This window comes from Pseudodesulfovibrio indicus (assembly GCF_001563225.1).
GTDB classification, from domain to species: domain Bacteria; phylum Desulfobacterota; class Desulfovibrionia; order Desulfovibrionales; family Desulfovibrionaceae; genus Pseudodesulfovibrio; species Pseudodesulfovibrio indicus.
Window position 1 is genome coordinate 3,661,637 of sequence record NZ_CP014206.1, and the last position, 26,036, is coordinate 3,687,672.

Annotated in this window: 25 protein-coding genes; 8 read left to right on the forward strand and 17 right to left on the reverse strand. The window is 65.7% G+C overall.

Annotated elements, in window-relative coordinates; all coding sequences use genetic code 11:
- Window positions 1-6 precede the first annotated feature (6 nt).
- Complete coding sequence (tmcA, locus tag AWY79_RS16690) at window positions 7-405, forward strand: acidic tetraheme cytochrome c3 TmcA (protein ID WP_066806404.1); 399 nt, start codon at window positions 7-9, stop codon at window positions 403-405.
- Window positions 406-915: 510 nt separating this feature from the next.
- On the opposite strand, the gene AWY79_RS19470 is transcribed toward tmcA, so the two are convergent.
- From AWY79_RS19470 to AWY79_RS16720, 6 genes are all read right to left on the reverse strand, one after another.
- The gene (locus AWY79_RS19470) at window positions 916-1,155 is read right to left on the reverse strand and encodes a hypothetical protein (protein WP_066806406.1); all 240 of its coding nucleotides are present in this window, start codon (window positions 1,153-1,155) and stop codon (window positions 916-918) included.
- Between the two features lie 487 nt (window positions 1,156-1,642).
- The gene (locus AWY79_RS16700) at window positions 1,643-4,234 is read right to left on the reverse strand and encodes a PEP/pyruvate-binding domain-containing protein (protein WP_066806408.1); all 2,592 of its coding nucleotides are present in this window, start codon (window positions 4,232-4,234) and stop codon (window positions 1,643-1,645) included.
- An 80-nt stretch (window positions 4,235-4,314) separates the two neighbouring features.
- Window positions 4,315-4,725 (reverse strand): response regulator, encoded by a 411-nt coding sequence (locus AWY79_RS16705; RefSeq protein ID WP_066806410.1) that lies wholly within the window; start codon window positions 4,723-4,725, stop codon window positions 4,315-4,317.
- Window positions 4,726-4,730: 5 nt separating this feature from the next.
- On the reverse strand, window positions 4,731-5,129 hold the full coding sequence (locus AWY79_RS16710; RefSeq protein ID WP_066806412.1) for a response regulator: 399 nt from the start codon (window positions 5,127-5,129) through the stop codon (window positions 4,731-4,733).
- A gap of 8 nt (window positions 5,130-5,137) precedes the next feature.
- Complete coding sequence (locus AWY79_RS16715; RefSeq protein WP_066806414.1) at window positions 5,138-5,569, reverse strand: response regulator; 432 nt, start codon at window positions 5,567-5,569, stop codon at window positions 5,138-5,140.
- A gap of 37 nt (window positions 5,570-5,606) precedes the next feature.
- On the reverse strand, window positions 5,607-7,307 hold the full coding sequence (locus AWY79_RS16720) for a sensor histidine kinase (RefSeq protein WP_066806416.1): 1,701 nt from the start codon (window positions 7,305-7,307) through the stop codon (window positions 5,607-5,609).
- A gap of 263 nt (window positions 7,308-7,570) precedes the next feature.
- Between AWY79_RS16720 and AWY79_RS16725 the strand changes: the two genes are divergently transcribed.
- On the forward strand, window positions 7,571-11,269 hold the full coding sequence (locus tag AWY79_RS16725; RefSeq protein ID WP_066806419.1) for a DUF748 domain-containing protein: 3,699 nt from the start codon (window positions 7,571-7,573) through the stop codon (window positions 11,267-11,269).
- Window positions 11,270-11,416: 147 nt separating this feature from the next.
- Here the strand turns inward: AWY79_RS16725 and moaA are convergent, their stop codons facing one another.
- From moaA to ispH, 3 genes are all read right to left on the reverse strand, one after another.
- Window positions 11,417-12,424, reverse strand: coding sequence for a GTP 3',8-cyclase MoaA (gene moaA / locus AWY79_RS16730; RefSeq protein ID WP_066806420.1), 1,008 nt, complete (start codon window positions 12,422-12,424; stop codon window positions 11,417-11,419).
- 12 nt (window positions 12,425-12,436) lie between these two features.
- The gene (locus AWY79_RS16735; protein WP_066807341.1) at window positions 12,437-12,799 is read right to left on the reverse strand and encodes a molybdenum cofactor biosynthesis protein MoaE; all 363 of its coding nucleotides are present in this window, start codon (window positions 12,797-12,799) and stop codon (window positions 12,437-12,439) included.
- 365 nt (window positions 12,800-13,164) lie between these two features.
- A complete protein-coding gene (ispH, locus tag AWY79_RS16740; RefSeq protein ID WP_066806422.1) occupies window positions 13,165-14,013 on the reverse strand; it encodes a 4-hydroxy-3-methylbut-2-enyl diphosphate reductase in 849 nt (282 codons plus the stop codon).
- 142 nt (window positions 14,014-14,155) lie between these two features.
- Between ispH and AWY79_RS16745 the strand changes: the two genes are divergently transcribed.
- Both AWY79_RS16745 and AWY79_RS16750 read left to right on the forward strand, forming a co-directional pair.
- On the forward strand, window positions 14,156-14,782 hold the full coding sequence (locus AWY79_RS16745; protein WP_066806424.1) for a TetR/AcrR family transcriptional regulator: 627 nt from the start codon (window positions 14,156-14,158) through the stop codon (window positions 14,780-14,782).
- A gap of 124 nt (window positions 14,783-14,906) precedes the next feature.
- Window positions 14,907-15,683: a glutaminyl-peptide cyclotransferase gene (locus AWY79_RS16750; protein ID WP_066807343.1), complete on the forward strand. Its 777-nt coding sequence runs from the start codon at window positions 14,907-14,909 to the stop codon at window positions 15,681-15,683.
- On the opposite strand, the gene lgt is transcribed toward AWY79_RS16750, so the two are convergent.
- Complete coding sequence (gene lgt, locus AWY79_RS16755) at window positions 15,675-16,457, reverse strand: prolipoprotein diacylglyceryl transferase (RefSeq protein ID WP_066806426.1); 783 nt, start codon at window positions 16,455-16,457, stop codon at window positions 15,675-15,677. The genes AWY79_RS16750 and lgt overlap by 9 nt on opposite strands.
- A 113-nt stretch (window positions 16,458-16,570) precedes the next feature.
- On the opposite strand from lgt, the gene AWY79_RS16760 reads away from it, so the two are divergent.
- From AWY79_RS16760 to AWY79_RS16770, 3 genes are all read left to right on the forward strand, one after another.
- Entirely contained in the window at window positions 16,571-17,317 is a 747-nt protein-coding gene (locus AWY79_RS16760) for a hypothetical protein (protein WP_066806434.1), read from the forward strand.
- Between the two features lie 16 nt (window positions 17,318-17,333).
- The gene (locus AWY79_RS16765; protein ID WP_066806436.1) at window positions 17,334-17,990 is read left to right on the forward strand and encodes a hypothetical protein; all 657 of its coding nucleotides are present in this window, start codon (window positions 17,334-17,336) and stop codon (window positions 17,988-17,990) included.
- 109 nt (window positions 17,991-18,099) lie between these two features.
- Window positions 18,100-18,714, forward strand: coding sequence for a 3'-5' exonuclease (locus AWY79_RS16770; RefSeq protein ID WP_066806438.1), 615 nt, complete (start codon window positions 18,100-18,102; stop codon window positions 18,712-18,714).
- 11 nt (window positions 18,715-18,725) lie between these two features.
- Here the strand turns inward: AWY79_RS16770 and arfB are convergent, their stop codons facing one another.
- On the reverse strand, window positions 18,726-19,154 hold the full coding sequence (arfB, locus tag AWY79_RS16775; protein ID WP_066806440.1) for an alternative ribosome rescue aminoacyl-tRNA hydrolase ArfB: 429 nt from the start codon (window positions 19,152-19,154) through the stop codon (window positions 18,726-18,728).
- 317 nt (window positions 19,155-19,471) lie between these two features.
- Here arfB and AWY79_RS16780 point away from each other — a divergent pair, with 317 nt between their 5' ends.
- A complete protein-coding gene (locus tag AWY79_RS16780; RefSeq protein WP_066806442.1) occupies window positions 19,472-19,960 on the forward strand; it encodes a YchJ family protein in 489 nt (162 codons plus the stop codon).
- A 191-nt stretch (window positions 19,961-20,151) separates the two neighbouring features.
- On the opposite strand, the gene AWY79_RS16785 is transcribed toward AWY79_RS16780, so the two are convergent.
- The 6 genes from AWY79_RS16785 to AWY79_RS16810 are packed head-to-tail and all read right to left on the reverse strand — an operon-like array spanning window position 20,152 to window position 26,036.
- Window positions 20,152-21,042 (reverse strand): class I SAM-dependent methyltransferase, encoded by an 891-nt coding sequence (locus AWY79_RS16785; protein ID WP_066806444.1) that lies wholly within the window; start codon window positions 21,040-21,042, stop codon window positions 20,152-20,154.
- A 1-nt stretch (window position 21,043) separates the two neighbouring features.
- A complete protein-coding gene (dxs, locus tag AWY79_RS16790; protein ID WP_066806446.1) occupies window positions 21,044-22,942 on the reverse strand; it encodes a 1-deoxy-D-xylulose-5-phosphate synthase in 1,899 nt (632 codons plus the stop codon).
- A gap of 21 nt (window positions 22,943-22,963) precedes the next feature.
- Entirely contained in the window at window positions 22,964-23,869 is a 906-nt protein-coding gene (locus tag AWY79_RS16795; RefSeq protein ID WP_066806448.1) for a polyprenyl synthetase family protein, read from the reverse strand.
- Window positions 23,866-24,108 (reverse strand): exodeoxyribonuclease VII small subunit, encoded by a 243-nt coding sequence (xseB, locus tag AWY79_RS16800; protein ID WP_066806450.1) that lies wholly within the window; start codon window positions 24,106-24,108, stop codon window positions 23,866-23,868. Before xseB ends, AWY79_RS16795 begins: the two co-directional genes overlap by 4 nt.
- A gap of 35 nt (window positions 24,109-24,143) precedes the next feature.
- The gene (locus tag AWY79_RS16805) at window positions 24,144-25,043 is read right to left on the reverse strand and encodes a M23 family metallopeptidase (RefSeq protein WP_066806452.1); all 900 of its coding nucleotides are present in this window, start codon (window positions 25,041-25,043) and stop codon (window positions 24,144-24,146) included.
- 9 nt (window positions 25,044-25,052) lie between these two features.
- Window positions 25,053-26,036 carry a M23 family metallopeptidase gene (locus AWY79_RS16810; protein ID WP_066806454.1) on the reverse strand — a complete coding sequence of 328 codons (984 nt, stop codon included), beginning with the start codon at window positions 26,034-26,036 and terminating at the stop codon, window positions 25,053-25,055.

A 26,036-nucleotide genomic window follows, 5' to 3' on the forward strand; every position in this document is an offset into this window, starting at 1 on the left:
GACGCCATGAAAAAGAACACCTTCACCATCGCGGCCTCCATGCTGACCATCATCCTGTTGGTCGTCGCATACATGGCCCCCACGGCCTTTTCCCAGGACGACATGACCGAGGTGCCGGTGGACGGCTTCGCCAAGCTCGAACGCCCGCGCGTGCCTTTCATGCATGACGCCCACAACGAAAAGGCCGGACTGGACGATTGCGTGGTCTGCCACCATTCCAAGAATGACGACGGCACGCAGAACACCGAGGATTCCTCCGAGGGCGAATCGTGCAGCTCCTGCCATGCGGAGACGCGCACCGACGACGGCACCCCGCTGATGCGGGCGTACCACCTGCAGTGCCAGGGTTGCCACGAGGCGCAGGGCAAGGGTCCCGTGGCCTGCGGCGAGTGCCATCCCAAATAGAGGATAGAAGACCCCCGAAATGCAAGGCGGCCCGCAAGGGCCGCCTTTTTTCATGGAACGCATAGGGTTGGTTCCCTTTTCACGAACCGAAAGCCGTCGCGGAAAGAGCCGAGTTGATGGCAGTGGCTCCGGCAAAGCCTTAGCCGCCCCCTTGGTTGCCTTTAACGGGTCATCCTTGTTTTTTCCGCCAGTGCGCCTGATCCATCGGCCGCAAGCCAGGCTAGCGCGGTTCCAAACCCGGCAATGCCGGTTGCCGTTGCAAGCCCCATTGGCAACGGCACAAATAACCCGCCGGGTCCGCCCCGTTCACCGGGGCATCCAGACAATACCCGTACCAGTCCGGGTCGCCGCCCCGATCTCCAATCGGATCGGCCGCGGTCCATCTGCCGGTTTTGACGTCGTAGTGATTCGGGCCGTCCATGGCCCTCACCCCTTCGGGGCGTTGCGGAAAGACCGCAACGTCATCGCTGCTGTCGTTAGCTCTAAGACCGAGGAGACTCGGCCTAAGAGCTAATGCCAAATCCGCTGTCCTGCGGATTTGTCCCGCCCGCCGAAGCGGACGAAACCCAGGTCCCGGTCGTGCAGGCCGCCCGCAAAGCCGAGCGGGATGCGGAAGCCCGGGTTGGTGTCCTCGATGATCCCGCCGAACGGGTCGTACGCGATTTCCTTGATCACGTTGTCGTGCTTACCCACAGCCTGGTACGGGGAGCCGACCTGGTTGTGGGAGAGCCGTCGCTGGCGCTCCTCCATGTTTTTTTGGAGCCCTCCCGGCGGGGTTCTTTCTTTTTCCAAAGCAAAAAAGAAAGAACGAAAGAAAAATGCTTTGGGGGGTAGCCCACCGCCCGGAGTTTGGCCGCTGAGAATCCGATCCGCTCGGGGCGGCTCCATCTGATCAAAAGTATAGGGACAGTCTCCACCAGAGCGCCCCTTTTATGGGATACCGAGAGGCCACGGGAGCGGAGCCGCCGCCCTTTCGCGGTCGGCTTCCAGGCGTCCAGAACAGGGCTCGCTGCGTGCGGCTTGACGGGATGGCGGGGTATGTAAGCCGCTGTTTGAGGCTGCGGCCCCAAAATCGCTCCCAAGACAGTCCTCTGCTGCTTCGCCCCGCCGAAGGCGGCGACAAAGAGTTTGGGAGGGGGAGAAAGGGATGGGGGTCCAGGGGGAAGGGGAAGAGGGGGGACCTTTTGCAAAAGGTCCCCCCTCTTCCCCTTCCCCCTGGCCGCCGGAGGCCTCTTGTCTAACCTCCTTCGGGCGGGGCGTCGAAGAGTTTGAAGTCTTCGAGGAACTTGGCCTTGCGGCGGGCCACGGCGGAGTCGTCGGACATGATCATGTCGAGCTGGCGGGTGTGGGTAATGAGGTAGCCGATGATCTTGAGCCGGTTGGCCATGGTTTCGCGGTCGAGGCCTTCGACGCGGGCGAACATGTTGTCCTGGCGGACGCGGACGCGGAAGTCGAACATTTCGAGCAGGTCGCCCACGAACCGGGCGCGGCGGATGCGGCGCTCCATGTTGGCGGCCCCGCCCTTGAACTGGAAGGAGGCGTAGTTCTCGCTGACCCGCTCGCCCACCAGGGCCTCGACCCCGCAGAAGTGGAAGCCGAAGCGGGACTGGAGCGAGCAGTAGTTCTTCGAGACCATGAAATAGTTCTTCTGGGTGTAGCGGGTGCCGGCGGACGGGACCAGGTCCGGGTTCATGGTGGCCTCGAACATGACCGACATCAGCCCCCTGCCGTGGACCGGTGGCGGACCCTGCCAGGGCACGGCCTGCATGCCTTCCCAGAGCATGCGCATGGGGAAGGAGACCACGTGTTTCAGGGGGATGCAGCGGTCCTTGCGGTCCTGCCCCTCCGGGGAAAACCCGTCGTCGAGGTTGAGAATCCAGAACTGCTTGGGCACGTCGCAGATGAGCTGGCGGCTGGCGGCCTCGATGAAATCGTCGTGGGTGCCGAACTCGAACATGACGTTCACGGCCCGCTCGTGGCAGTAGCGCATGACGTCGTGCAGGGTGCGGCAGTTGGACGGCTTGAACTCCGGGGATTCCGGGTTGGTCAGGTTGAGCCGGACGATGTGCCGCGCGGCCTTGCGCAGGGCCGCCTGGACCGGGGAGCCGCGCATGATGCGCTCGCGCGGGGCGTCCTTGAGCAGCGGCTCCACCGCGCCCTCGTAGACCGCGCGGCCGTCGGCGTCCACGGTCAGGATGGCGCCGTTCTCGAACCGCCCCACCGCGTTCTTGACCCCGAACAGGGCCGGGACGCCGAACTCGCGGGCCACGTTGGCCAGGTGCCCGGCCATGCCGCCCTGCTCGGAGATGAGCGCGCTGCACCGGTCGAGCAGCGCCGCCCGGCTGGGCAGGGCCTGGCGCAGGATCATCACGCCGCCGTCCGGGAAGGTCAGGGCGTCCACGTCCTTGCGCACGGTGAAGGCCGGGCCCACGCCCACGCCGGGGCTGGCGGTCTTGCCGCCGGACAGGACCGGCTTGGGCAGGTTGGCCGCGACGGTCTCGTGCTCCGGGCCGGTGGACAGGCGCATGAGCGGGCGGCACTGGAGCAGGTGGAAGACCCCGTCCGGGGTCATGGCCCATTCGATGTCCTGGGACACGCCGAAATGTTCCTCGATGCGCACGGCCTCGCGGGCCACGGCCAGGGCCTGCTCGTGCGTGAGGGACGGCTCGTTGCCCCGGTCTTCGAGCAGGGTTTCGCGGCACACGCCCTCGTCCCGGCGGCAGACGTACATGTCGGTCTTCTCGGCCACCACGACCTCCTCCACGCGCAGGGGGTCGCGGGCGACGATGAATTCGTCGGCCCCGGCAGTGCCGTCCACCACGGGCTTGGGCAACCCCCAGACCGAGTGGATGGACACGCGGTCGTCGCGAACGTTGACCGGGTTGCCGGAATAGGCCACGCCGCCGGACATGGACTCGATCATGGTCATGCAGCCCACGCTCATGGCCACGTCCTCGTCGCGGATGCCGTGGGTCAGCCGGTAGGCCATGGCCTGGCGCGAGTACTTGGAGGCGACCACCTCCTTGTAGGCGTCCAGCAGGGAGGAGCGCTCCACGTTGAGCACCGACCGGTACTGGCCCGCGAAGGACGACCCCTCGATGTCCTCGCCCAGCGCGCTGGAGCGCACGGCCAGGTCGGGCGGCGCGCCCAGGGTTTCGGCCAGCCGGTCGTAGGCGGCCAGGATCGCTTCGGCCAGGTCGTCCGGCAGCCGGGTCTCGATGACCAGCTGCATGATGTTGGAAGAAACCCGGAACACGGACTCGCGGTCGTCGCCGTCCATGGTCTGGATGAGGCGGTCGATCTCGGTCCCCAGCCCATGGGACTGCATGAACCGGTGAAAGGAGGCCACGGTGATGACGAACCCCGCCGGGATGCGCAGCCCCAGGCTGTGCCCGGCCTCGCCGAGCATGGCCATCTTGGGGCCGCAGAGGTCCGCATGGTCGCGGTTGACCTCGGTAAGGTCGATGACCGGCAGGCCCTCGGCCTGATGGGCGTCCGGCTCCAGCTCCTCCATGATCCGCTCGTTGATGGACTGCATGGCGGCCACGAGGTCCGCATTGCCCGACGGGTCCAGCTCGCCCATGTGACGGACCATCTGGAAGATGGCCGTGGAGATGCGCGTGCACAGGGTGCGCACGAAGTGCATGCCGTAGGGGGTGAAGCCGCGCAACGCCTCCTCCAGCTCGCCCATCAGCTCGTGGGCGCGGGTGTTGGCCTGGATGAGCAGCCGGAAATGGTCGTAGCGGGTGGCGAACACCCGGCGCATCTCGGCCCGCTCTTCGGGGGTCTTTTCCTTCTTGCGGAACGGCAGCCAATCGAACAGGCCCATGCGGTGTCGTCCTCCGGGGGTAGTCGTCCGGGAAATTCAGGGTTCGGGTGTGGCGGGGGCGGTGCTCCGGAGGGGGTGGATCACGAACTGTGCGACCGGGCCGCGATCCGCTCCTCGTGATGGCGCTTGCGGTTCGAGGCGTCCTCCAGCTTGTAGAGCAGCTCCTCGAACTCCACGGGCTTCATCAGGTAGTCGAAGGCGCCCAGCTCCATGCCCCGGATGGCGATCTCCATGCTGGCGTGGCCGGTGAGCATGACCACCTCCACCAGGGGCTGCGCCTCCTTGATCTTGTGCAGGGCGGTCAGGCCGTCCATGCCCGGCATCTTGACGTCGAGCAGGATCACGTCCGGCTGGAACGCCTCGAGCCGCTCGAGGGCTTCCTCGCCCGACCCGGCCTGGGCCACGGTCATGCCGCGCCGGGTCAACCGTTTTCCCAGCGCATTCCTGAATGATTCCTCGTCGTCCACGAGGAGCGCTTTAATCTCGGCCATGAGCCTCACTCCGTTTCGTTCTGCGAGGACGCCGTCCCTGCGGCGGCCTCGCCTATCTTGTCCAGCAGATCGTCCAGGGCGCACGGCTTGAGCAGGTAGTCGAAGGCCCCGGATTTGACGCCTTCGCGGGCCGCCTGCTCCGAGCCGTGGCCCGTGAGCATGATCACCGGCAGGTCCGGCACCATCTTCTTCATTATCTGCAAGACCTCGATGCCGTCCATGTCCTCCAGCTTGAGGTCCAGGACGGCCACGTCGAAATCGTTGCCCCTGAGCACCTGGATGCCCTCGGCCCCGCTGCCCGCCGTGGTCACCGCGTAGCCCCGCTTGCCCATGCGCTTGGCCAGCACATCGAGGAAGCCGATCTCGTCGTCGACCAGCAGAACGCGGACGGGGGACTCGCTCATGGGACCTCCTAGTCCCCGCGCCGAAGGACGATATGCCTGGCGCGCGCCTCCAGGATCTTGTTCTCGTGGGCCTGCTTCTTGTCGTAGGCGTCCTCCACCTTGGACACCAGGTCCTCCAGGTTGCACGGCTTCATCATGTAGTCGAACGCCCCGGACTTCATGCCCTCGATGGCCGACTCCACGGTGGCGTGGCCGGTGAGCATGATGACCTCCACCAGGGGGTGGTCGGCCTTGACGATCTTGAGCACCTCATTGCCGTCCATGCCGGGCATCTTCACGTCCAGGACGACCACATCGTACCAGACGTCGCCGTCCAGCGCGGCGAGGGCTTGCGGGCCGTCGTAGGCCACGCCCACGGTATAGCCCCGGTTCTCCAGCCGCTTGGCCATGGTGTCCACAAAACCCCGTTCGTCGTCAACGAGTAGAATCCTTGCAGGCATCTCGCCCTCCTGATGGTCAAACTGTGTTCCGGCCCGTTCAGGCCGCTTCCTCCGTGTCCGTGTCGTCGACCCGCCCGGCGGGCAGCCGGATGGTGAAGGTCGTGCCCTCGCCCACGGCGGAGCTGACCGAAATGGTCCCGCCCATCTTGTTGATGATCCCGTAGATGATGGACAATCCCAGTCCCGTGCCCTTGCCCACCGGCTTGGTGGTGAAGAACGGGTCGAAAATGCGCGAAAGATTGGCCTGGGGAATGCCGCACCCCGTGTCCGAGATGGAGATGGCCACCACGTCGCCCTCCTGGCGGGTGATGACGTCCAGGTCGCCGCCGCCGGAATCCATGGCGTCGATGGCGTTGTTCACCAGGTTGAGAAAGACCTGCTGCATCTCGGACGGGCTGGCCTTGACCGGCGCGATGCCGTCGCCCAGGCTGGTCTCGATGATCACGTTGGCGTACTTGGCCCGCTGCTGGGAGAGTTCCACAATCTCGAGGACCAGCTCGTTGAGGTCGAAGGACATGACCGTGGGGTCGATCTTGCGGGCAAAGGACAGGAGCTTGTGGGTGATCTCCTTGCAGCGCGCGCCCTGGGTGCGGATCTGGTTCAGCGCCCGCTGGACCTCGCGCTCGTTGTCGCTCTTGGACAATCCTTCCTCCAGAAGGTCCTGAATCCAGCCCGCCTCCTCGACCATGATGGCCACCGGGTTGTTGATCTCGTGGGCGATGCCCGCGGCCAGCTCGCCCACGCTGGCCAGCTTGCCCGCCTCGATGACCTGATCGTTCATGATGTCCTTGGCCGCGTCGGCCTTCTGGACCTTGCGGGCCATGCGGCGGCTGGTCAGGACGGCCATGGCGGTGATGGCCACGCCGCCGATGAAAAGGATGAAGATCGCCAGGTTGCGGCTGCGGTTCAGGGTGGCGAAGGCGTCGGCCGTGTCCTGCTGGTAGACCATCAGCCAGTCGCCGCCCTTGATGGGACTGGTCACGAAGATCGTCTCCAGGCCCGTGGCCGGGTTGTCCATGATGGTCATGGCCGCGCGGTCGCCGCTCTCGGCCATGGACTCGGCCATGCCCTTGAGGAACGGGACCTCGGCGGCCATGTCGCGGCGCGGGGTGGTCTGGAACTCGCCCTTGCGGTTGAGGATGTAGGCCATGCCGGTCTCGCCGATGCGGATGTCCTCCACCAGCCGGTTGAAGGCGATGAAGTCCAGGGTGGTGCGCAGGACGTAGCGTTTTCCCCCGGCGTCCATGCGCAGGGCGATGATGAAATGCGGCACCCCGCGCAGCCCCAGCCCCACGTCGCTGACGTGGACCGGATGCTGCTGGACGGCCCGGAACCACTCCTCCCCGGAGTAGTCCACGCCCTGGAGCTGGAACGGGCCGGAATAGGCCACCTGGATGCCGTGGTCGTCGATCAGCCCGAGGTCCACGAAGTCCGTGCCGTGGCCCTGGACCAGGGCCTGGTGCAGGGCCTCGATGCCTTCCGGGTTGGCCAGGTGGCCGAGGTCGATGACCTCCGCCAGGACGCGGATTTCGGCGACTTTTTCTTCGAGATAGGCGTTGATGGTCTGGTCGTGCTTGAGGACCAGCTCGCGCAGGTGGGCCTCGACCTTCTCCTCGTAGGCCACGCTGTACTGGTATCCGGCGATAAGCACGACCACGAACAGCGGGGCAAAGGAGACGAGTATGATGGTGAACATCATGCTCTTGGCCAACCCCTTGTAATAGTGAACGTCCGACATGGTCCAGCTCCGGTCCCAGTTGGGCGCGCGCCTGACCCTGGCCGCGCGCATTCATTCAATTGCAACATAAACCTGTAATATATATAATGGCAACAAAATCCGTATTTTCCATACCGGAAAAGAGCGCGCCCCCGGCCCTCCGCCTTCCGGACGGGCGCTTTTTGCATAAAGAAACCAATTAGCTGCCCTGAAACGTGGATTCCCCGACGAAATTGGGCTAGCATGAGGGCATACCGCAACACCAAGCCACAAGCGAGTTTTGCATGCTCTCCTTCCTCGACAAGATCAAAATCGGAACCCCGCTCATCCGGCGCACCGTCTTCTGGCTGCTGACCGCGTTCATCGCCTACACCCTGTTCGGTTTCTTCGCCGTGCCGCCCATCCTGGAGAAGGTCGCCCTGAGCCAGATCGACACCAACCTGCACCGCAAGGGCGAGATCGGCGAGGTCTATTTCAACCCGCTCACCCTCCACCTGCGCGTGACCGGGTTCAAGATCGCCAACCGCGAGGAGGAGGGCGATCTCGTCGCCTTCAATTCCCTGGAAATTTCCCCCGGCGCCTCCTCCATCTGGGAGCTGGCCCCGGTCATCTCCCTGCTCAAGATCGACGGCCTGGCCGTGAACCTGACCTTCTACGGCGAAGGCCGCTACTCCATCTCCGACCTGCTCGGCTCGCCCGAGGGACAGGCCCCGGAGGAGACCGGCGACCAGAAGGGCGCGGTCTTCCCCTTCGCCCTGTACGGGTTCGAGCTGACCAACGCCAACATCACCTTCGACGACAGGCCGCACGGCAAGAAACACGTCATTTCCGATATTTTCCTGCGCGTGCCGTTCACCTCCAGCATCCCGGACAAGGTCAAGGAGTTCACCCAGCCCAAGTTCACCGCCGTGGTCAACGGCGATCCCATCGAACTCAAGGGGCGGACCCTGCCCTTCGACAAGACCCTGCTCACCGAGTTCGAGTTGGGGGCCGTGGACGTCAACCTGAACCAGTACTGGAAGTACGTGCCCATCGAGACCCCGCTGACCCTCAAGGGCGGGCGGTTCACCTCGGACATCTCCCTGTTCTTCGAGCGCGCCGACGCCCAGCGCATGAACCTCTACCTGGGCGGCGGCGGCACCCTGAGCGACCTGGACCTGGCCGACCCGGCCCGGGGCACGGTCTTCTCCATGAAGAAGCTGGTCTTCGAGATGGAGCGCTTCTCGCTCGGCGACAACGCCCTGATCGTCAAGAACGTGGCCATGACCCGCCCGTTCTTCAAGGTCGTGCGCAAGGCCGACGGCGCCATCAACTGGGTCGACTACTTCCCCGGCTCCCAGGCCGCGCCCTCCGGTCCCAAGCTCAAGACCAAGGCGGACAACGACGCCCAGTTCGTCCTGGACATCCGCAAGTTCGAGCTCAAGGAAGGGGCCGTGGACTTCGAGGACCAGTGCGTGACAGGCGGCTTCAAGCACGTCTTCACCCCGCTGGACCTCTCGGGCGAGGGCATCTCCACCCGCGCCGACCGGCCCAGCGTGTTCCAGGGGTCCCTCGGCACCAAGGGATTCCTCTACCTGAACGGCCAGGCCACCCTGGAGCCCGTGGCCGCCAAGTTCACGGTGTCGGGCAAGGACCTGGACCTGCCGCTTTTCACCCCGTACATCAACGAGGCCCAGCCCCTGATCCTGGACAGCGGCAAGGCCGGTTTCTCCGTGGACCTGGATTTCAGCCAGCCCGGCGGCGAACCGGCCCTGACCGTGGCCAACGGCAGCCTGAAGCTGACGGACCTGGCCGTGCGCAAGCCGGATGCGAAGGAGCCGAGCCTGACCCTGGACGCGCTGGACGTGACCGGAGCCGCCATGGACCTGGCGGGCCGCACCGTCCACGCGGACGAGGTCAAGCTGACCGGGCCGTCGGCCACGGTGGTCCGGAACAAGGACGGCAGGCTCGACCTCGAAAGGCTCTTTGCCGATGCCGAGGAGGAAGGCGACGAAGCGGCCCGGGCCGTGGGCGACGAACCGGAGACAGACGCGGAGGCGGCCGTGGACGGGGAGCAATCCCCCTGGGTGGCCACCGTGGGGCGCTTCGCCCTGGAAGACGGCTCGGTCGATTTTCGCGACCTGGCCCTGGCCAACCCGGCCTCCCTCGGCGTACGGAAGTTCTCCCTCGAAGTGGACGACGTGACCACGGAAAAGGGCGCGACCATACCCTTCTCCCTGGACGGCGGCTGGACCGGGGGCGGCTGGTTCTCGGTCAACGGCAACGGCTCCCTTGATCCGTTGCGCTCCTCCGGCTCGATCAAGGTCGACAAGCTGGGGCTGCGGCCCCTGGACGGCTACCTGGCCGAGGACACCGAGATGCTCATCGCCGACGGCGCGGTCCACGCGAACCTGTCCTACACCTTTGCCGGTGGCGAAACCCCGGAGATCACGGTCAAGGGCGGCGCGGCCCTGAGCGACCTCAAGGTCAAGACCACCTTCGACGACATCGAGATGGCGGGCATCGACCGGCTGGACGTGCGGTCCATCGACTTCGCCAGCGAACCGGGCAGGTTGTCCGTGGGCGAGATCAACCTAAACGGCCCGCGCGCCAGGGTCCACTTCGACAAGGAGGGGCGGCTGAACATCCGCCGCGCCCTGCGCATCCCGGAACCTCCGCCCGCGCCAGACCCCGCCGAGAACAAGGCGACCGGCGAGGCCGGGGACGAAAAGATCGTGACCGCGACCAAGGCGGAGCCGGAACCCGCCCCGAATCCCGACGCCCCCCCCGCCGAGGAAGAGGGCTTCCTGGAGACCATGACCATCGGCAAGGTGGGCATGCAGAACGGCGCGGTCAAGTTCCGCGACGATTCCACCACCCCCGCCTTCGCCACCGAGCTGACCGACATGACCCTGGTCCTGACCGACATCGGCCAGTCCCAGGAGGCGCGGCCCAAGGTGGACTTCAAGGCCAACATCGGCCCCACGCCCATGTCCGTGACCGGCGTGCTCAACCCGGTCATCTCGCCCATCTACTCCGACCTGGCCATCTCCGTGAGCGGGCTGGAGCTGGTCCCGCTCTCCCCCTACACCCTCAAGAACCTGGCCTACCCGGTGGAAAAGGGGCGGCTCTACGCGGACGTGAAGTTCAAGACCGAGGACTGGGTGCTGGACGCCAAGAACAAGTTCTTCATCGAGCAGCTCAAGCTGGGCAGGAAGGACAAGCGGCCCGACGCGCCGAACATCCCGGTGGAGTTCGGCCTGGCCCTGCTCCAGGATTCCAACGGCAACATGCAGCTCAACCTGCCCATCAGCGGGCGGCTGGACGACCCCAACTTCCGCATCGGCGGCATCGTCTTCAAGGCGATCATCAACCTGCTCTTCAAGGCCCTGACCTCCCCCTTCTCGCTGATCGGCTCCATGTTCGGCGGCGGGGACAACATGGACTTCGTGGTCTTCCAGCCCGGCCGGGCGAAGCTCGACGCCGGGGGCAAGCAGAAGCTCGACACGGTGGTCAAGGCCATGACCGCACGGCCCAAGCTCAAGCTCGAGGTGGACGGCGTGATCGACGCCACGGCGGACCGCAACGGGTTGGTCCAGGCCATCCTCGAATACAAGATCAAGAAGGCCAAGTACGAATCCCTGCCCCGCTCCAAGCGCGCGGAAACCACGGTGGAGGAGATGGTCATCGAACCCGATGAATACGAGGACATGCTCTACGAGGCCTATGCGGACGAGCCGGACGAGGAGGACGTCAAGCCCACCACCCTGTTCGTCACCGACCGGCAGCCCGTGGAGGTCATGGAGAAGTTCATCCGCGACCGGATCGTGATCACCGACGAGATGCTCCACGAGCTGGAGATGCGCCGGGCCAACGCGGTCAAGGAGTACATCATCACCAGCAAGCCGGAACTGACCGAACGCGTCTTCCTGCTCGACCGCCGCGAAAAGGCCAAGGGCAAGACCGGCGTGCCCGAGCACCGCGCCGACCTCGGCATCGACTAATGCAGCACCGGCATCCGGGAGCGGCGCATCTGCGCCGCTCCCGGATGCCTCACTGCGGTTGGCAAGAAAAAGGGTTCATCGAATGTCGATGAACCCTTTTGCTTGAACAATGGGACGGCGCAGATCGCCGTTTTTCAACAGTCTGCCCTAGCCGCCGATGGAGGCCATGCGCGTCTTGCACACGCCGTGGTCGCTGGCGCGCATCTTCTTGAGCAATTCGTTGCCGATGGGCTTGGAGTGCCCGGCGAGGCGGATGATCCGCTCCACGTGCTCCATGCCCAGGCGCGGGTGGCGCAGGGCCGGGCGCAGCCGATAGACCTTGTCCGAGAACAGGCAGGTCCGCAGGTTGCCGTCCGAGGTGATGCGCAGCCGGTTGCAGGTGGAGCAGAAGTGATTGGTGTAGGGGGAAATCAGCCCGATGCGGCCCAGGCCGTCCTTGATGTCGTACATCCGGGCCGGGCCGTGGCGGCGCTCGCCCGCAGCGGTCACCGGGGTCAGCACGGCCAGCTTGTTCGCCTCGGACAGAATCTCGTCCGCGGTCCAGACCCGCTGGTCCTCCCAGCCGGTCTCCAGCCCCACGGGCATGAACTCGATGAACCGGAAGTCCACGGGGTGGGTACGGGCGAACTCCACAAAGGCGGGCAGTTCGTCGTCGTTGACCCCGTGCATGGCCACGGCGTTGATCTTGAGCCGCATGCCCGCTTCCAGGCAGCGGTCGATGTTCTCGCGGACCGTGTCGTAGTGGTCGCGGCCGGTGATGGTCTTGAACTTGTCCCGGTTCATGGTGTCCAGGGAGATGTTCACCCGGCGGATGCCCGCGGCGGCCAGCCGTTCCACATCCGGGCCGATGAGGGTGGCATTGGTGGTCACGCACAGGTCCAGGTCCTTGAACCGCCCGGCGGCTTCGATCATGAAGTCGCCGAACCCCTTGCGCACGAACGGCTCCCCGCCGGTGAAGCGGACCTTGTGCACGCCGAGGTTGCGGGCCATGGACATCAGCTCCATGATCTCCTCGTAGCGCAGGATGTCCGGGTGGGGGATGAACTCCATGCCCTCCCCGGCGCAATAGGTGCACCGCAGGTTGCAGCGGTCCGTCACGCTGATGCGCATGTAGGAGACGGCGCGGCCGTGGATGTCCTCAAGGGTCTTGTGCATGATCGCCCTTTTCTACGCGAAGATTTCTTTCTTGGTCACGGCCTCGGCCTTGACCCGGTCGAGGAAGTCCGCCAGGGCGGGCTTGACGTTCTCGCGGATGTCGCCGGCCACGATGAGGAAGAGGACGTCGTCGCCCGGGACCATGCGGCCCGCGTTGGCGTGAGCCACGGCCCGGAAGATGCCCTCGCGGGCCTCGATCTCCTGCCGGATCTCCTCCATCTTCTCATAGTCGGGAGTGATCTCGATGGCCACGACCTCGCCCTTGTCCTTGCGGGACCAGCCTCGGACGACGCCGTTGTGGACCAGCATCATGCCCACGTTGTCGGCAAAACCGGGTTCCTTCTTCAGATCGGCCAGGGCCTTATTGATATCCATGATGAACTCCTTGGTGATTCGCTTGAGTACCGGGCAAGGGTATTCCTTGGTGTCCGGACAGACAACCATTTAATTATTCCCCCGGATCAGACACCTCGCCCGGTGGAAGAAAATAATACCAATGGCCACGTTTCGCGGTATGGTTGGACAAACGGCCGCACAGGCCGCACCAACATCGGCACTCCTCTCACTGTTGACGACCCGTCGGCATCGACCAGGAGAGGCCGCGCGCCGAAGGCCAAAGCCCTCCACTGCCTGGCCGGCGGCACCTGCAACGCGGTCTCGATGCGCAAGGGACGTCGTGCATGGGGCCAGGGACAGCTTCCGGAAAAAACCCGTCCGGAACCGCCTGGCCCCAACCTTTTTCAGAGGGCGGCCAAGCCGTCCAGGACCTTCTCGATGAGCGACCTCGGCGTGGACGCCCCGGCCGTGACCCCGATGCGGGCGTATCCGGCCAGATCCTCCAGCGGAAGGTCGTCCACGGTCTCCACATGACGGCACGGGGTGCCCTGGTCCGAGACGACCTGGGCCAGCCTGCGGGTGTTGCCGCTGTTGTAGCCGCCGACCACGACCATGAAATCCACTTTCCGGGCCAGCTCCTTGGCCTCGGCCTGGCGCAGCTTGGTGGCGTCGCAGATGGTCTCCAGCACGGTCACGTCCAGGTCGCCGCGCTCCTTGAGCCCGGCGGCGATGCGCTCGAAGTGCACCCGGTCCTGGGTGGTCTGCGCGGCCAGCACGTACCGCTTGCCGGGCACCAGCCCGTGCGCGGCCAGCGCCTCCTCGGAGTCGAACACGAAATACCCGTTGCGGGCGTAGCTCACCAGCCCGGCCACTTCCGGGTGGTCCGCCTCGCCGTACAGCAGCAGCTCGCTGCCGTCGTCGGCGTGCCGCCCGATGAGCAGCTGCGCCTTCTTCACCCGGGGGCAGGTGGCGTCCTTGATCTTCACCCGGCGGGCGCGCAGCGCTTCCTCCACCTGGCGGGTGATGCCGTGGGCGCGGATGACCACGAAGGCCCCGGCCGGGACCTCGGACGGATCGGTCGCCATGACCACGCCCTTTTCCGCGTACCGCTTGAGCACCTGCGGGTTGTGAATGATGGGACCGAGGATGTAGATGGGGCATCCCTCGGCGCTCAGGATCAGCTTGTCCAGCCGCCTGAGGGCCAGGTCCACCCCCATGCAGAATCCAGCGGTTTCGGCGAGTACGACTTCCACTCGGTGCGCTCCTTCCGGGTTCGGCGAACGCCGCCGTTCCGGGAAAATCCTTGACTTGGCGACTCCACTCATGAATAAAATCCGTCAAACATGCGTTTCAAGCAACGTTGACCTCTTTTTTGCCCGCGCAGGACCATTAATTATGAACGAATCCCCGGACGTCAATACCAAAACCGCGCTTTTGCTCGCCGCCATGGAGGTTTTCGCCGACAAGGGCTTCGATTCGGCCACCGTGCGCGACATCTGCGGCCTGGCCAAGGCCAACGTGGCCGCCGTCAACTACCATTACGGCAGCAAGGACGGCCTGTACGCCTCGGTCCTGGAGGAAATCTTCCCCAAGGGCGAGGAGTGGAGCTCGGAGGACAACCGGGGGTTGCCCGTTGAGGAGCGGCTGAGAAAGTTCGTCAAGGGACTGGCCGAGGAGATATACCTTCAGTCCACCGGACAGATCGCCCAGAAATGGGCCATCTTCCTGCGGGAAATGGCCAAGCCGAGCAAGAACCTCGACATCATCGTCCAGCACCAGGTCCAGCCGCGCGCCAACGAGCTGCGCGACATCCTTTCCGAACTCCTCGGACCGGACACCCCGGACCGGACCCTGGCCTATTGCAGCTCCAACATCTGGGCCTTGATGCTCGACCATCTGCTGACCAGGCCCATCCTGGACCGCCTCACCCCGCACCGCCCCAGCCTGGAGGTCAACGTGGACGACTTCGTGGATCACGTGGTCTCCTTCTCTCTGGGCGGCATCATGGCGGTGAAGAAGTAAGCAAGGGACGCGGGGCCGGCACCCTCCCAGACCATAGACCGGTCCCACGCCGCCTTCCCCCCGGAGCGGGGAGCGGCATCACCGGATGCTTCCCCCCGCTCCGGCAACCACCGAGGCACGCACCATGCGCCGCGCAACCCTGATCCTGATCCTGGCCGCACTGGCCCTTCTCCCGCTCCCCGCACGCGCCGAAGCACCGGTCATCCCCTGCGCGGTCATCGCCGAGCACCCCCACGATCCGGGCACCTCCACCCAGGGACTGTTCTACCTGAACGGGCTTTTCTATGAATCCTCCGGCGGCTGGGGACGGTCCTTCGTGACCGTGTCCGACCCGGAAACCGGCCGCAGGCTCAAGACCACGAACGTGGACCCGCACTTCTTCGCCGAGGGCATCGCGCCCGGCGAGGGCGTTTTCTCCATGCTGACCTGGAAATCGGGCATCGGCCTGACCTTCGGGCTGAAGGACCTGGACCCGCGCCACCGGTTCGCCTTCGCGGCCACGGGAGAGGACCTCGAAGGCTGGGGACTGGCCCGGGACGAGGACCGCTACATCCTGTCCTCCGGCACCGCCCGGCTGGAGTTCCGCGCCCCCGGGACCTTCGCCCGCACCGGGACGATCACGGTGCGCGACGGCGACGCGCCGGTCCGGCTGCTCAACGAGCTGGAGATGGTGGACGGGTGGCTCTACGCCAATGTCTGGAAATCGGACCGGGTGGCGGTCATCGACATCGGTGACGGCGCGGTCCGCGCCTGGCTGGACCTCGCCCCCCTGCGCGCCCGGCTGGCCAAGGGGAGCGGCGTGGCCAACGGCATCGCCTGGGACCGGGAAACGGGCCGCTTGTGGGTCACCGGCAAGAAGTGGGACAAGGTGTTCGAGATCGGGGTCCCGGTCCTACGCTGACTTGCGGTAGGCCCAGAGCATCCAGCCCGCGCCGAAGAGGATCATCGGCAGGCAGAGCACCTGGCCCATGGACATCCAGTCCAGGGCCACGAACCCCAGCTGGCGGTCCGGCTCGCGGGCGAACTCCACGATGAAGCGGAAAGTTCCGTAACCGAGCAGGAAGAGCGCCCCGACGCACCCCTTGGGCCTCGGCTTGGCCGAATACCACCAGACCACGGCGAAGAGCACCGCGCCCTCCAGGGCCGCCTCGTAGAGCTGCGAAGGATGGCGCGGCAGCCCGCCCGCGTCCGGGAAGCGCATGGCCCACGGCAGGTCGGTATAGCGGCCCCACAGCTCGCCGTTGATGAAGTTGCCGAGCCTGCCGAAGAACAGGCCGGGCGGGACCAGGGGCGAGACGAAGTCGCCGACCTCCGTGAAAGTCATGTCATGGGCGCGGCCGAAGAGCCAGCACGCCAGCAGCACGCCCAGGCACCCGCCGTGGAAGGACATGCCGCCCTCCCAGACAGCGAATATCTTGAGCGGCTCGGACAGGAAATAGGACGGGTTGTAGAACAGGACATAGCCCAGCCTGCCGCCCAGGACCACGCCGAGGATGGCCCAGGTGATGAAGTCGTCCATCAGCGGCGGGGTCATCTTGTTCCACGGCTTGGTGGCGCGGTAGCGGCCCAGCAGCCAGCCGGACAGGATGCCGAAGACGTACATCATGCCGTACCACCGCAGGTGCAGGGGACCGATGGAGATCATGATCGGATCGAACTGGGGGAATTGCAGCATGCAAAGGTCTCCGGGATTGATGTCCCTGCTTGTTTTCCTCAAAAAATCGGGTACGCTGAAGGCCAACGGTAGGGTGTCCCTTTTTGAACCGGTCCGTCAACCCCAAAAGAACCATGAACAAGCCGCCTGAACTCGACATCCTGGAAATGCCCGTGGAAGGGCTGGCCGCCTACTGGCTGTCCATCAAGAAGATCATGGACGCCCGCAAGGGGCGCGATATCCTGGACGAGGAGATCGCCAACACCTCGGAGCCGTATATCCTGCACCTGCTGGAGACGGTCTTCTCCGGCCTGGAGACGCCGCTGGTCCGGCGGTTGGCCGAGGTCAGGAAGGATATCCTGATCGACGACTACCGGACCAAGATCGACCTCATGCGGCTGGCCATCTTCGCCATCGCGTCCGGCGAGAACCCGCGCATCACCCTGGTGCGCATGGACTCCAAATTCGCCCACCCGCTGATGACCGAGGACCGCGCCTTCGACATGGCCACGGCCATGTTCGACGCCATCAAGCCCAAGGGCGTGGACCTGGACCTGCTGCTCTCGGTGAACCACAAGTTCCGGGCCGACCGGCTGCTGGTCAAGCTGCTCTTCTTCACCATGTACGCCCGCCGCGAGGGGCGCCAGAACCTGGAGCGGTTCATCCCTCACCTGGGGTCGCGCTTCTTCTCCGAGGGCGTGTCCCTGGCCATCGACAATTTCGAGGCCGACTTTTTGGCCAACCACCTGGAATCCATCCGGGACCGGGTCATGATCGATACCGCGCGCAAGATGGACATGGCCCTGGAAATGGCCCTGGCCATCCGCAACAAAGTCAATTACGACAATATATTCCGTATAGCCAGGACATACATGCCCTGACAAGGAGGCAACCAACATGCGTACCACACGAAGCATCGTTCTCGCCCTCGCCGTCCTGCTGGCCTCGGCCCTGCCCGTCACGGCGGACGTCCGCACCGGCGACCGCAACTTCGAACGCGCCTGGCGGGTCTACGTCACCAGGAACACCGAGCGGGCCATGGAATACTTCAAGGCCTCGGCTGCGGGCTACGAGGACGCCCTGAAAATGGACCCCATGGAGCGGACCATGAACTTCGAGTCCACCCAGATCAAGGCGAGCATCGCCTTCTACTTCGCCGGGCAGTTTCAGGCCTGCGTCAAGACCGCGAAGACCGCCCTGGGCGACAAGAACAAGATCTGGGACGCCGCCCTGTTCATGGCCCTGGCCCAGGGCCGCATGGGCGACCAGGACGCCATGACGGATTCCTTCAAGCTCTTCCTGGATGCCAACCCCTCCCAGCGCTACATCACCACCGAACTGTCCAAGGACCTGCCCGCCCTGACCGGCGGCACCATGTCCCTGGCCGACTTTCTGGACGCCATGGACAGCCAGGTCCAGCGCCAGTTCGTGGACAACGTCATGCGCTACAACAACCGCGCCGGGATGATCCCGGCAACGGAGTCCTGCGACGGCCAGTTCTGGTGGCGCAAGAACAGCTCCCCGTGCATGCGCGGGGTGTACCCCGGCTTCTAAACGGCAAAGCGCCCGTCCGGTTAACCGGGCGGGCGCTTCACCTTCTGCTTGACGAACTTGCGGGAATGTACAACCATCCGCCAAAACTTCAAACGAACGTCAGGCTTAGATGACCACGGACACCACAGACATTCCGCAACAGTACCTGCGCTCCTTCACCAAGGATGAGATCAACGAGATGCCCCTTCGCCATTACGAGGGGGAAATCAAGGTCGTCCGCAGCGAGGAGGACCTCGAAGAGGCCATCGAGGGGATGCGCGATTCGTCCCTGCTCGGCTTCGATACCGAGACCCGGCCCGTGTTCAAGAAGGGCAAGAAACCCGGCCCGCCGTCCCTGCTCCAGTTGGCCACCGCCGACTGCGCCTACGTCTTTCAGCTGAACGTCCTGCCCCTGGGCAAAGGGGTCTGCGACATCCTGGCCAACCGCCGCATCCTCAAGACCGGCGTGGCCGTGCGCGACGACATCCTCGGCCTGCAGAAGCACGCCCGGTTCAAGCCCAGCGGCTTCATCGACCTCTCGACCATCACCGCCAAGTACAATCTCCAGACCCACGGGCTGCGCAACATGGCCGCCAACCTGCTCGGCTTCCGCATCTCCAAGTCCGCCCAGTGTTCCAACTGGGCCAAGGACAAGCTCTCGCGCCAGCAGGTCGTCTACGCGGCCACCGACGCCTGGATCAGCCGCGAGCTGTACCTCGCCCTGGAAGAGCTGGGCCTGACCTAGACCCGCTACAGCTAGTATTCCCCGGAGACGTCCGGCGTCCTGCGCCCGCGCTTGCGCTCGGCGGTCTGCCGCTTGCGCTCGAGCCGCCTGCGCTTGGCGGACTTGGGCACCCGGGTCTCCTTGCGCGGAACCACGGGCTTGAGCGCCCACTGCATCAGTTCCACGAACCGCTCGACGGCCGAGTCCTTGTTGGTCTTCTGGCTGCGGAACTTCTGGCTGGTCACCTTGAGCACGCCGCGCTTGTCGATCCGCCGCCGCAGCTTGCCCTTGACCGCGACCTTCTGCAATTCGGTCAGGCTGGGGGAGTTGTCCACGTCAAAGAACAGCGTGACCCGCGTGTCGGCGGTGTTCACGTGCTGGCCTCCGGGGCCGGAGCTGCGGCAGGCGATGAAGCGCAGCTCCTCATAGGGGATGACGACCCTGTCGCTGATTCTGAGCATGGACGCAGGGTGCCAGACCGCGCCGCCCGGGGCAAGCGGTTACTCCGGCGAAAACCCCTCGCCGCCCGATTTCGGGAGCGCCCTAGGGTTGTTCGCCGACACCGCGTCAAAAAAAGTCAAGGCCGCCGCGCACCTGGATATCCGCGAGGGTCCGGCTTTTTTCCGCAGCACAACACCATCAGAGGCTCTTGCGCGGCCCGTAGCCCCTCGCCTACAATCCACTGAACGCGGCCACCGGGCAATAATGCAGCACTCTCCATTGACAGGCGGGCCGTTTTCTCTACAATCCGCTGACCAAAAACCCAACGAGGTACACCATGACCAAAGAATGTCCCTGCGGTTCCGGGCTGGAACACACCCAGTGCTGCACCCCCTATATCTCCGGCCAGGCCAAGGCCCCCACGGCCGAGGCGCTCATGCGCTCCCGCTACTCCGCCTACGTGTTCAAGGAGCTGGACTACCTGAAGGCCACCCTGTCCGAAGAGGCCCTCAAGGACCATGACGACGAGTCCGTGCGCCAGTGGGCCGAATCCGCCGAGTGGCTGGGCCTCACCATCCACGACACCTGGGCGGGCCAGGAAGGCGACGAGGCGGGCATCGTCGAGTTCTCCGCCAAGTACGCCATCGACGGCGAGGAGCAGGAACACCGCGAACGCAGCGAGTTCCGCAACGACAACGGCCAGTGGCTCTACGTGGACGGCCACATGGTCTCCGGCCCGCCCATCCGCAAGGAGCGCAAGGTCGGCCGCAACGAACCCTGCCCCTGCGGCTCCGGCAAGAAATTCAAGAAGTGCTGCGGGCGCTAGCGCGCGCGGCTGAACGTCTCGGGGGAAGGGGAGGAAAAACCCTTTGAAAAGGGTTGTTTCCTCCCCTTCCCCCGGACCCCCATCCCCTCCTTTTCCCAAACTTTTTGTGTGCCTTCGGCAGGGGCGTGCGTGAGCTGAGGCCGTGCTGATGCGCGGGACCTCGGGATTTGTCGCGTCCGGCGGACGGACGATCAGGATATCTTTTCGAGCCAGAGGGAGGTTTCGAAGGATTCGGCGGGACGGGGGATGGGCCAGTTCTCGATGGCCCTGCTCATGTGGCGGCGGACGTACGCCGAGGCCAGGCGAACCTTGAACCGGCCGCCGCCGGCCAGCAGCGCGGCCACCAGGTTCTGCTCGTTGTAGCCCCGCCACTCCCAGGCGTCCGGGTAGCCGTGGGGCAGGAAGATGTCGTGAACGTGGACCCACACGCCGGGGTTGAGCCGGGGCAGGACCCGGTTGACCAGGGTGTCCGCGTCCGAGCCGGGCATGGCGATATGGCTGCCGTCGAAAAAGAGGATGTCGTTCCCGCCCAGCCCGTCGAACAGCGAGAGGTCAGCCTTGTCCAGGGTGGTGCGCACCACCTCGGCGCACAGATGGTCGATGGACCGCCTCGGCGCGGGATCGATGGAGGTCAGCCTGGTGGCCAGCCCGCCGTCGAGGATGGCCCGGGCCATGAACCGGGTGGAGTGGCCGGAGCCGATCTCGATGATCCGCGCGGGCGCAAGCTCCCGGACCAGCCCGTAGGCGGCGGCCCCGTCCAGCCCGGGACACCAGCTCTGGTCGAAGCGCGGCGCGTCGCCGTCGCCGGGATCGAGGGCGGCGAACCCCGCCAGGGTGTCCAGATGCTTTTCGATGCGGTCCAAGGTCTCCCGGAACGTCCCCTGGTCCGCGTCCCAGGCCGCCTTCAGCCACTCATAGGTATGGTCTTCGGTGAAGGGTTCGAGGGTCCCGGCCCATTCGTAGGGGATGTAAAAGCCGAATTTCGTGCCGCCCCACCCCATCCAGTGGCGCAGGGTGGCCAGGCCGCGCAGGAAGCGCCGCCACCGGTTCGAAGCCGGTCCCCGGTTTCGGCGGCAGGCCATGCTAGCCGCACAGGCCAAGCAGGCCGCGCTTGATGCCGTCCTTGTCGATGCCGAGCATCTGCCGAAGCTCCTTCTGGGTGGCGTGCTCAATGAACTCGTCCGGCACGCCGAGCTGGGCGATCTTCTTGCCGTCCAGCACCCCCCTGGCCACGAACAGCTCCAGCACGGCGGACCCGAAGCCGCCCGCCAGGGCGTTCTCCTCCACCAGCAGGATGCGCTCGAACCGCCCGGCCAGCTCCAGGAGCTGCGCTTCGGGCAGCGGCTTGACGAAGCGCGTGTTGAACACGGCCACGTCCAGCCCGTCCTCCACCAGCTCCATGGCCGCCTCCACCGCCGGGTAGACGCGGGAGCCAATGGTGATGATGGCCGCGTCCGTGCCGTCGCGCATCAGCTCGCCCTCGCCGATGGGCAGCGGCTTGGGGGTGGCCGGGACCTTGGCCCCGACCCCGGTGCCGCGCGGATAGCGCACGGCGCACGGCCCGTTGTGATCGAAGGCCGTGGCCATCATCCGGGCCAGCTCGGCCTCGTCCTTGGGGGCCATGACCACCAGGTTCGGGATGTGGCGCAGGAAGCTGAAATCGTACACCCCGTGATGGGTGGCCCCGTCCTCGCCCACCAGACCGCCCCGGTCCAGGAAGAAATTCACGTTCAGGTTCTGCAGGCAGACGTCGTGGACCACCTGGTCGTAGGCGCGTTGCAGAAACGTCGAATAGATGGCCACGGCGGGCTTGTACCCCTCGGTGGCCAGCCCAGCGGCGAAGGTCACGGCGTGCTGCTCGCAGATGCCCACGTCCACGAACCGCTCCGGGTAGTTCTTGTGGAAACATTCGGTGCCCGTGCCCTCGGGCATGGCCGCGGTGATGGCCATGATCTTCTCGTCCCTGGCCGCCAGCGAGCACAGGGTGGAACCGAAGATGGAGGTGTAAGACGGCAGCCCCAGGCCGGAGAATTTCCGGGCCAGGCCGGTCTCGGGCACGAACTGGCCCACCCCGTGGTAGTGGGACGGGTCCGACTCGGCGGGCTCGTACCCCTTGCCCTTCTTGGTCATGACGTGGACCAGCACCGGCTTGTTGATCTTCTTCACCTCTTCGAACACCTTGACCATGGTCGCGGTGTCGTGGCCGTCGATGGGGCCGACGTAGGTGAAGTGGAAGGCCTCGAACAGGATGCCGGGGGTGAAGAAGGACTTCACCGAGTCGCCGTACCGCTTGGCATACACGGCCAGGTCGCCGCCGATCTTGGGGATGGTCGCCAGCAGCCCCTCCACGTCGGACTTCAGCCGCTGGAGGAACGGGGAGGTCATCTTGCGGCTCAGGAACTGGGACAGCGCGCCCACGTTCCGGGAAATGGACATCTCGTTGTCGTTGAGGACCACGACCATCTTGCGGCCCAGGTCGCCCGCCTGGTTCAGCCCCTCGAAGGCCAGCCCGGCGGTCAGGGAGCCGTCCCCGATGACCGCCACCACCTCGTGGTCCTCGCCCTTCAGGTCGCGGGCCATGGCCATGCCCAGCGCGGCGGAGATGGAGGTGGACGAGTGGCCCACCCCGAAATGGTCATAGGGGGATTCGGCCATGCGCGGGAAGCCGCTCAGGCCGCCCTTCTGTCGCAGGGTGTCGAAGCGGTCCACGCGCCCGGTGAGCAGCTTGTGCGCATACGCCTGATGCCCCACGTCCCAGACCAGCTTGTCCCGCTCCAGGTCGAAGGAACGGAACAGGGCGAGCGTCAGCTCGACCACGCCGAGCGACGGCGCGAGATGGCCGCCGTGGGCGGACACCTGGCTGATGATGATGTCGCGAATTTCCTGGGCCAGCACTTCCATCTGGTCCCCTTCCAGGTCACGGACGTCGCCTGGCTTGCGGATCTTCGATAGAATGGCCGTCTGCTTCGGGTCTTTGATCATAAGGGCGAAAGTCTAGTCCAATCAATACACCCTGTCCACTATGTATCGGGCCAGCTGCCAAAGGAACTCCTGCTCCCCGCCGTAGTATCCCGAAAGGTGGGTCAGGGCCGTTTCCACATATTCGACGGCCAGTTGCTTGCTCTTGTCCAACCCCATGAGCGCGGGGTAGGTGGTCTTGCCCATGGCTTCGTCGCTGCCCGCCGGTTTGCCCAGAGTCTCGGTGTCGCTGACCACGTCCAGCACGTCGTCCACGATCTGGAAGGCCACGCCGATGTTGCGCCCGAACTCGCGGGCGTTGGCCACGTCCGCCTCCGGGGCTCCGGCCAGGATCGCACCGCACTCGCAGGCCGCGGTGATCAGCGCCCCGGTCTTCATGGCGTGCATCCGCTGCAGCTCCGGAAGCGGAACCCCGGTGCGCCCCGTGAACTCCATGTCCACGGCCTGGCCGCCGACCATGCCGCCCGCCCCGGCGGCTTGGGCCAGAACGAAGATCGCCCTGAGCACCCGGTCCGCCGGGAGCCCCCTGACGATGGACGCGGCGGACATCAGCCCGAACGCCTCGGTGAGCAGCCCGTCGCCCGCCAGGATGGCCGTGGCCTCGTCGAACCGCTTGTGGTTGGACGGCTTGCCGCGCCGCAGGTCGTCGTCGTCCATGGCGGGCAGATCGTCGTGGATCAGCGAATAGGTATGGATGCACTCCATGGACGCGGCAAAGGGCATGGCCTTGTCCGGCTCGCCGCCGAGCATCCCGCACCAGGACAGGACCAGCACGGGCCGGAGCCGCTTGCCCCCGGCCAGCAGGGAATACTCCATGGAGGCCAGCAGCCGGTCCGGGATGCCGCGATCCCGGAGGCAGGTGACCAGAAACTCCTCGACCGAGGCCGCACGCCGGGCCAGCTCTTCCTTTACGGTCGCTGCGGCGGTCACTGCTCGTCCTCCGCGTCGGAGGCCAGCCCCTCAAGTCCGTCGAACTCGCGGATCAGCCCTTCGGACACGAGCTTGACCTCGTGCCGGGCGTTCTCCAGCTGCTTGCCGCACGCCTTGACCAGCTCCAGCCCCTCCTTGTACAGGGCCACGCCGTCCTCCAGGGGAAGGTCGCCGCGCTCCAGCCGGTCGACCACGTCCTTGAGCCGCTCCAGCCGGTCTTCAAAGGTATCTTTCGCCACGGGTTCCTCCGTCAGCTGTATTAATCAAATTCCTTTTATTCAAACGAGTTGCCATCAGTAATTTTCAATAAAGTCTCCGGGTCCACCACCGCGCCCTGGACGAATGCGGCCAGGTGCAGGTGCGCGCCGGTCACCCGGCCCGTGGCCCCGGACAACCCGATGGTCTGCCCGGCCTCGACCAGATCCCCATCCTTCACCAGGACCTTCGACATGTGGCAGGACATGGTCACCAGGCCGTTGCCGTGGTCGAGAAACACGCAGTTGCCAGCATAGTAGAAGTGACCGGTGAGGACAACTCTTCCGGCGGCGATGGCGTGCAGCGGCGTGCCGAGCCAGGCCCGGAAGTCCAGTCCGGTGTGGCGCCCGGCGGTGGTCCCGTTGAAGACCCGGTGCAGCCCGAACCGGCTGAGCATCTTGCCCTTGACCGGGCGGGTGAAAGGCAGGGTCCAGTACCGCTCGGGCGACACGGTCCCCCGGGCCGCGCGCATCAGCTCCCTCTCGCGCTCGATGCGCGGGCGCTCGGACTCCGGCGGGTCGATCATCTTGGGCGGCACGGTCAGGGTCTCCTCCTGCCATGCGGACTCGACCACCTCCACCGTGCGCGAGAACCTGCGCTCATGCCCCCAGATGCGCGCGGTCACCGTCAGGGTCCGCACGCCGGTCTCGGCCCGCAGGTCCACGCCGAGCAGCACCGGCGCTTCGGATTTGCCGGACCGCACGGTCACGGCCGGGCGCACGGTCCCGCCTTCCCACTCCACCGCCAGGTCTTCCAGCGGGTACCAGGTGGCGATGCGCACGAGAAACGGCTTGCCGGTGCCCGCGCGCGCGGGCGCGTCGACCTCGACCATTTCCAGCCCCGCGCCAAAGGCGGGACCGGCGAGACACAGACAGAGCAGCAGAGCGCCGAGGGCGCGTCGACAAAAATGATGTTTCATGGCGGATCTCTATTGCAGCATGTCGTCGGCCTTGGCCTGGAACAATCCGGCGGGATCGACCAGCTCGCCCAGCACCGACAGGGAGAAATGCAGATGGGGGCCGGTGGCCCGGCCGGTCATGCCGGTCAGTCCCACGGTCTGGCCGCGCTCGACCGCGTCCCCTTCCTTGACCGTGGGTTCGGACAGGTGAAAATACATGGAGACCACGCCGTTGCCGTGGTCCACGTAGACCGAGTTGCCCGCATAGTAGTGGTCGCCCACCAGGATGACCTTGCCCGCGGCCACGGACTTCACCGGGTTGCCCATGGGGGAGCGGAAATCCAGCCCCCGGTGCGGGTTCTTGGGCTTGCCGTTGAGGATGCGCCGCGCCCCGTACACGCTCAGGACGATACCGTCCACGGGCCGCTCCAGGGGCAGGGTCCACAGCCGCTGGGCCGAGACCGTGTTCTTGGCCTCGGAGGTCTTCACGCCCTCGGCCGCGATGCGGTCCAACACGTCCTGGGGCGGGGTGACCATCTTCTCCGGCAGGGTCAGCTCCTGGGTCGGATAGTCCACCGAGGTCACGCGCACCGTGCGGCGCAGGGTCGACTCCTTGCCGTCCACCGAGGCGATGACCGAGAGGTCCTCCTTGCCGGGCCGCTCGGACAGCACGTCCGTGCCGAGCATGGCCAGGGCCACGTGGCGGTTGTTCCAGACCGAGATGGACGGGACCACCTCGCGCCCCTGCCAGTGGATGGACACGGACTCCAGCGGCAGGTCCGAGGTCAGCCGGACCAGGAACGGACGGCCCACGCCGACCTTGCTCGGCGCGGCCAGGACCAGCGCCGGGACCGACTGCGCCGGGGCCGGGGCCGGAGTCCCGGCCTCCGCGTCCTTGGGCAGGACCACGCCCGCGTCGTCGCCCTCCTCCAGGCCGAAGCTCTGGGCCGGGGCCGGAGCCGGGGCCAGCATCAGGCAGACCGCCATAACCAACATCAAAACAAACCGTCGCAT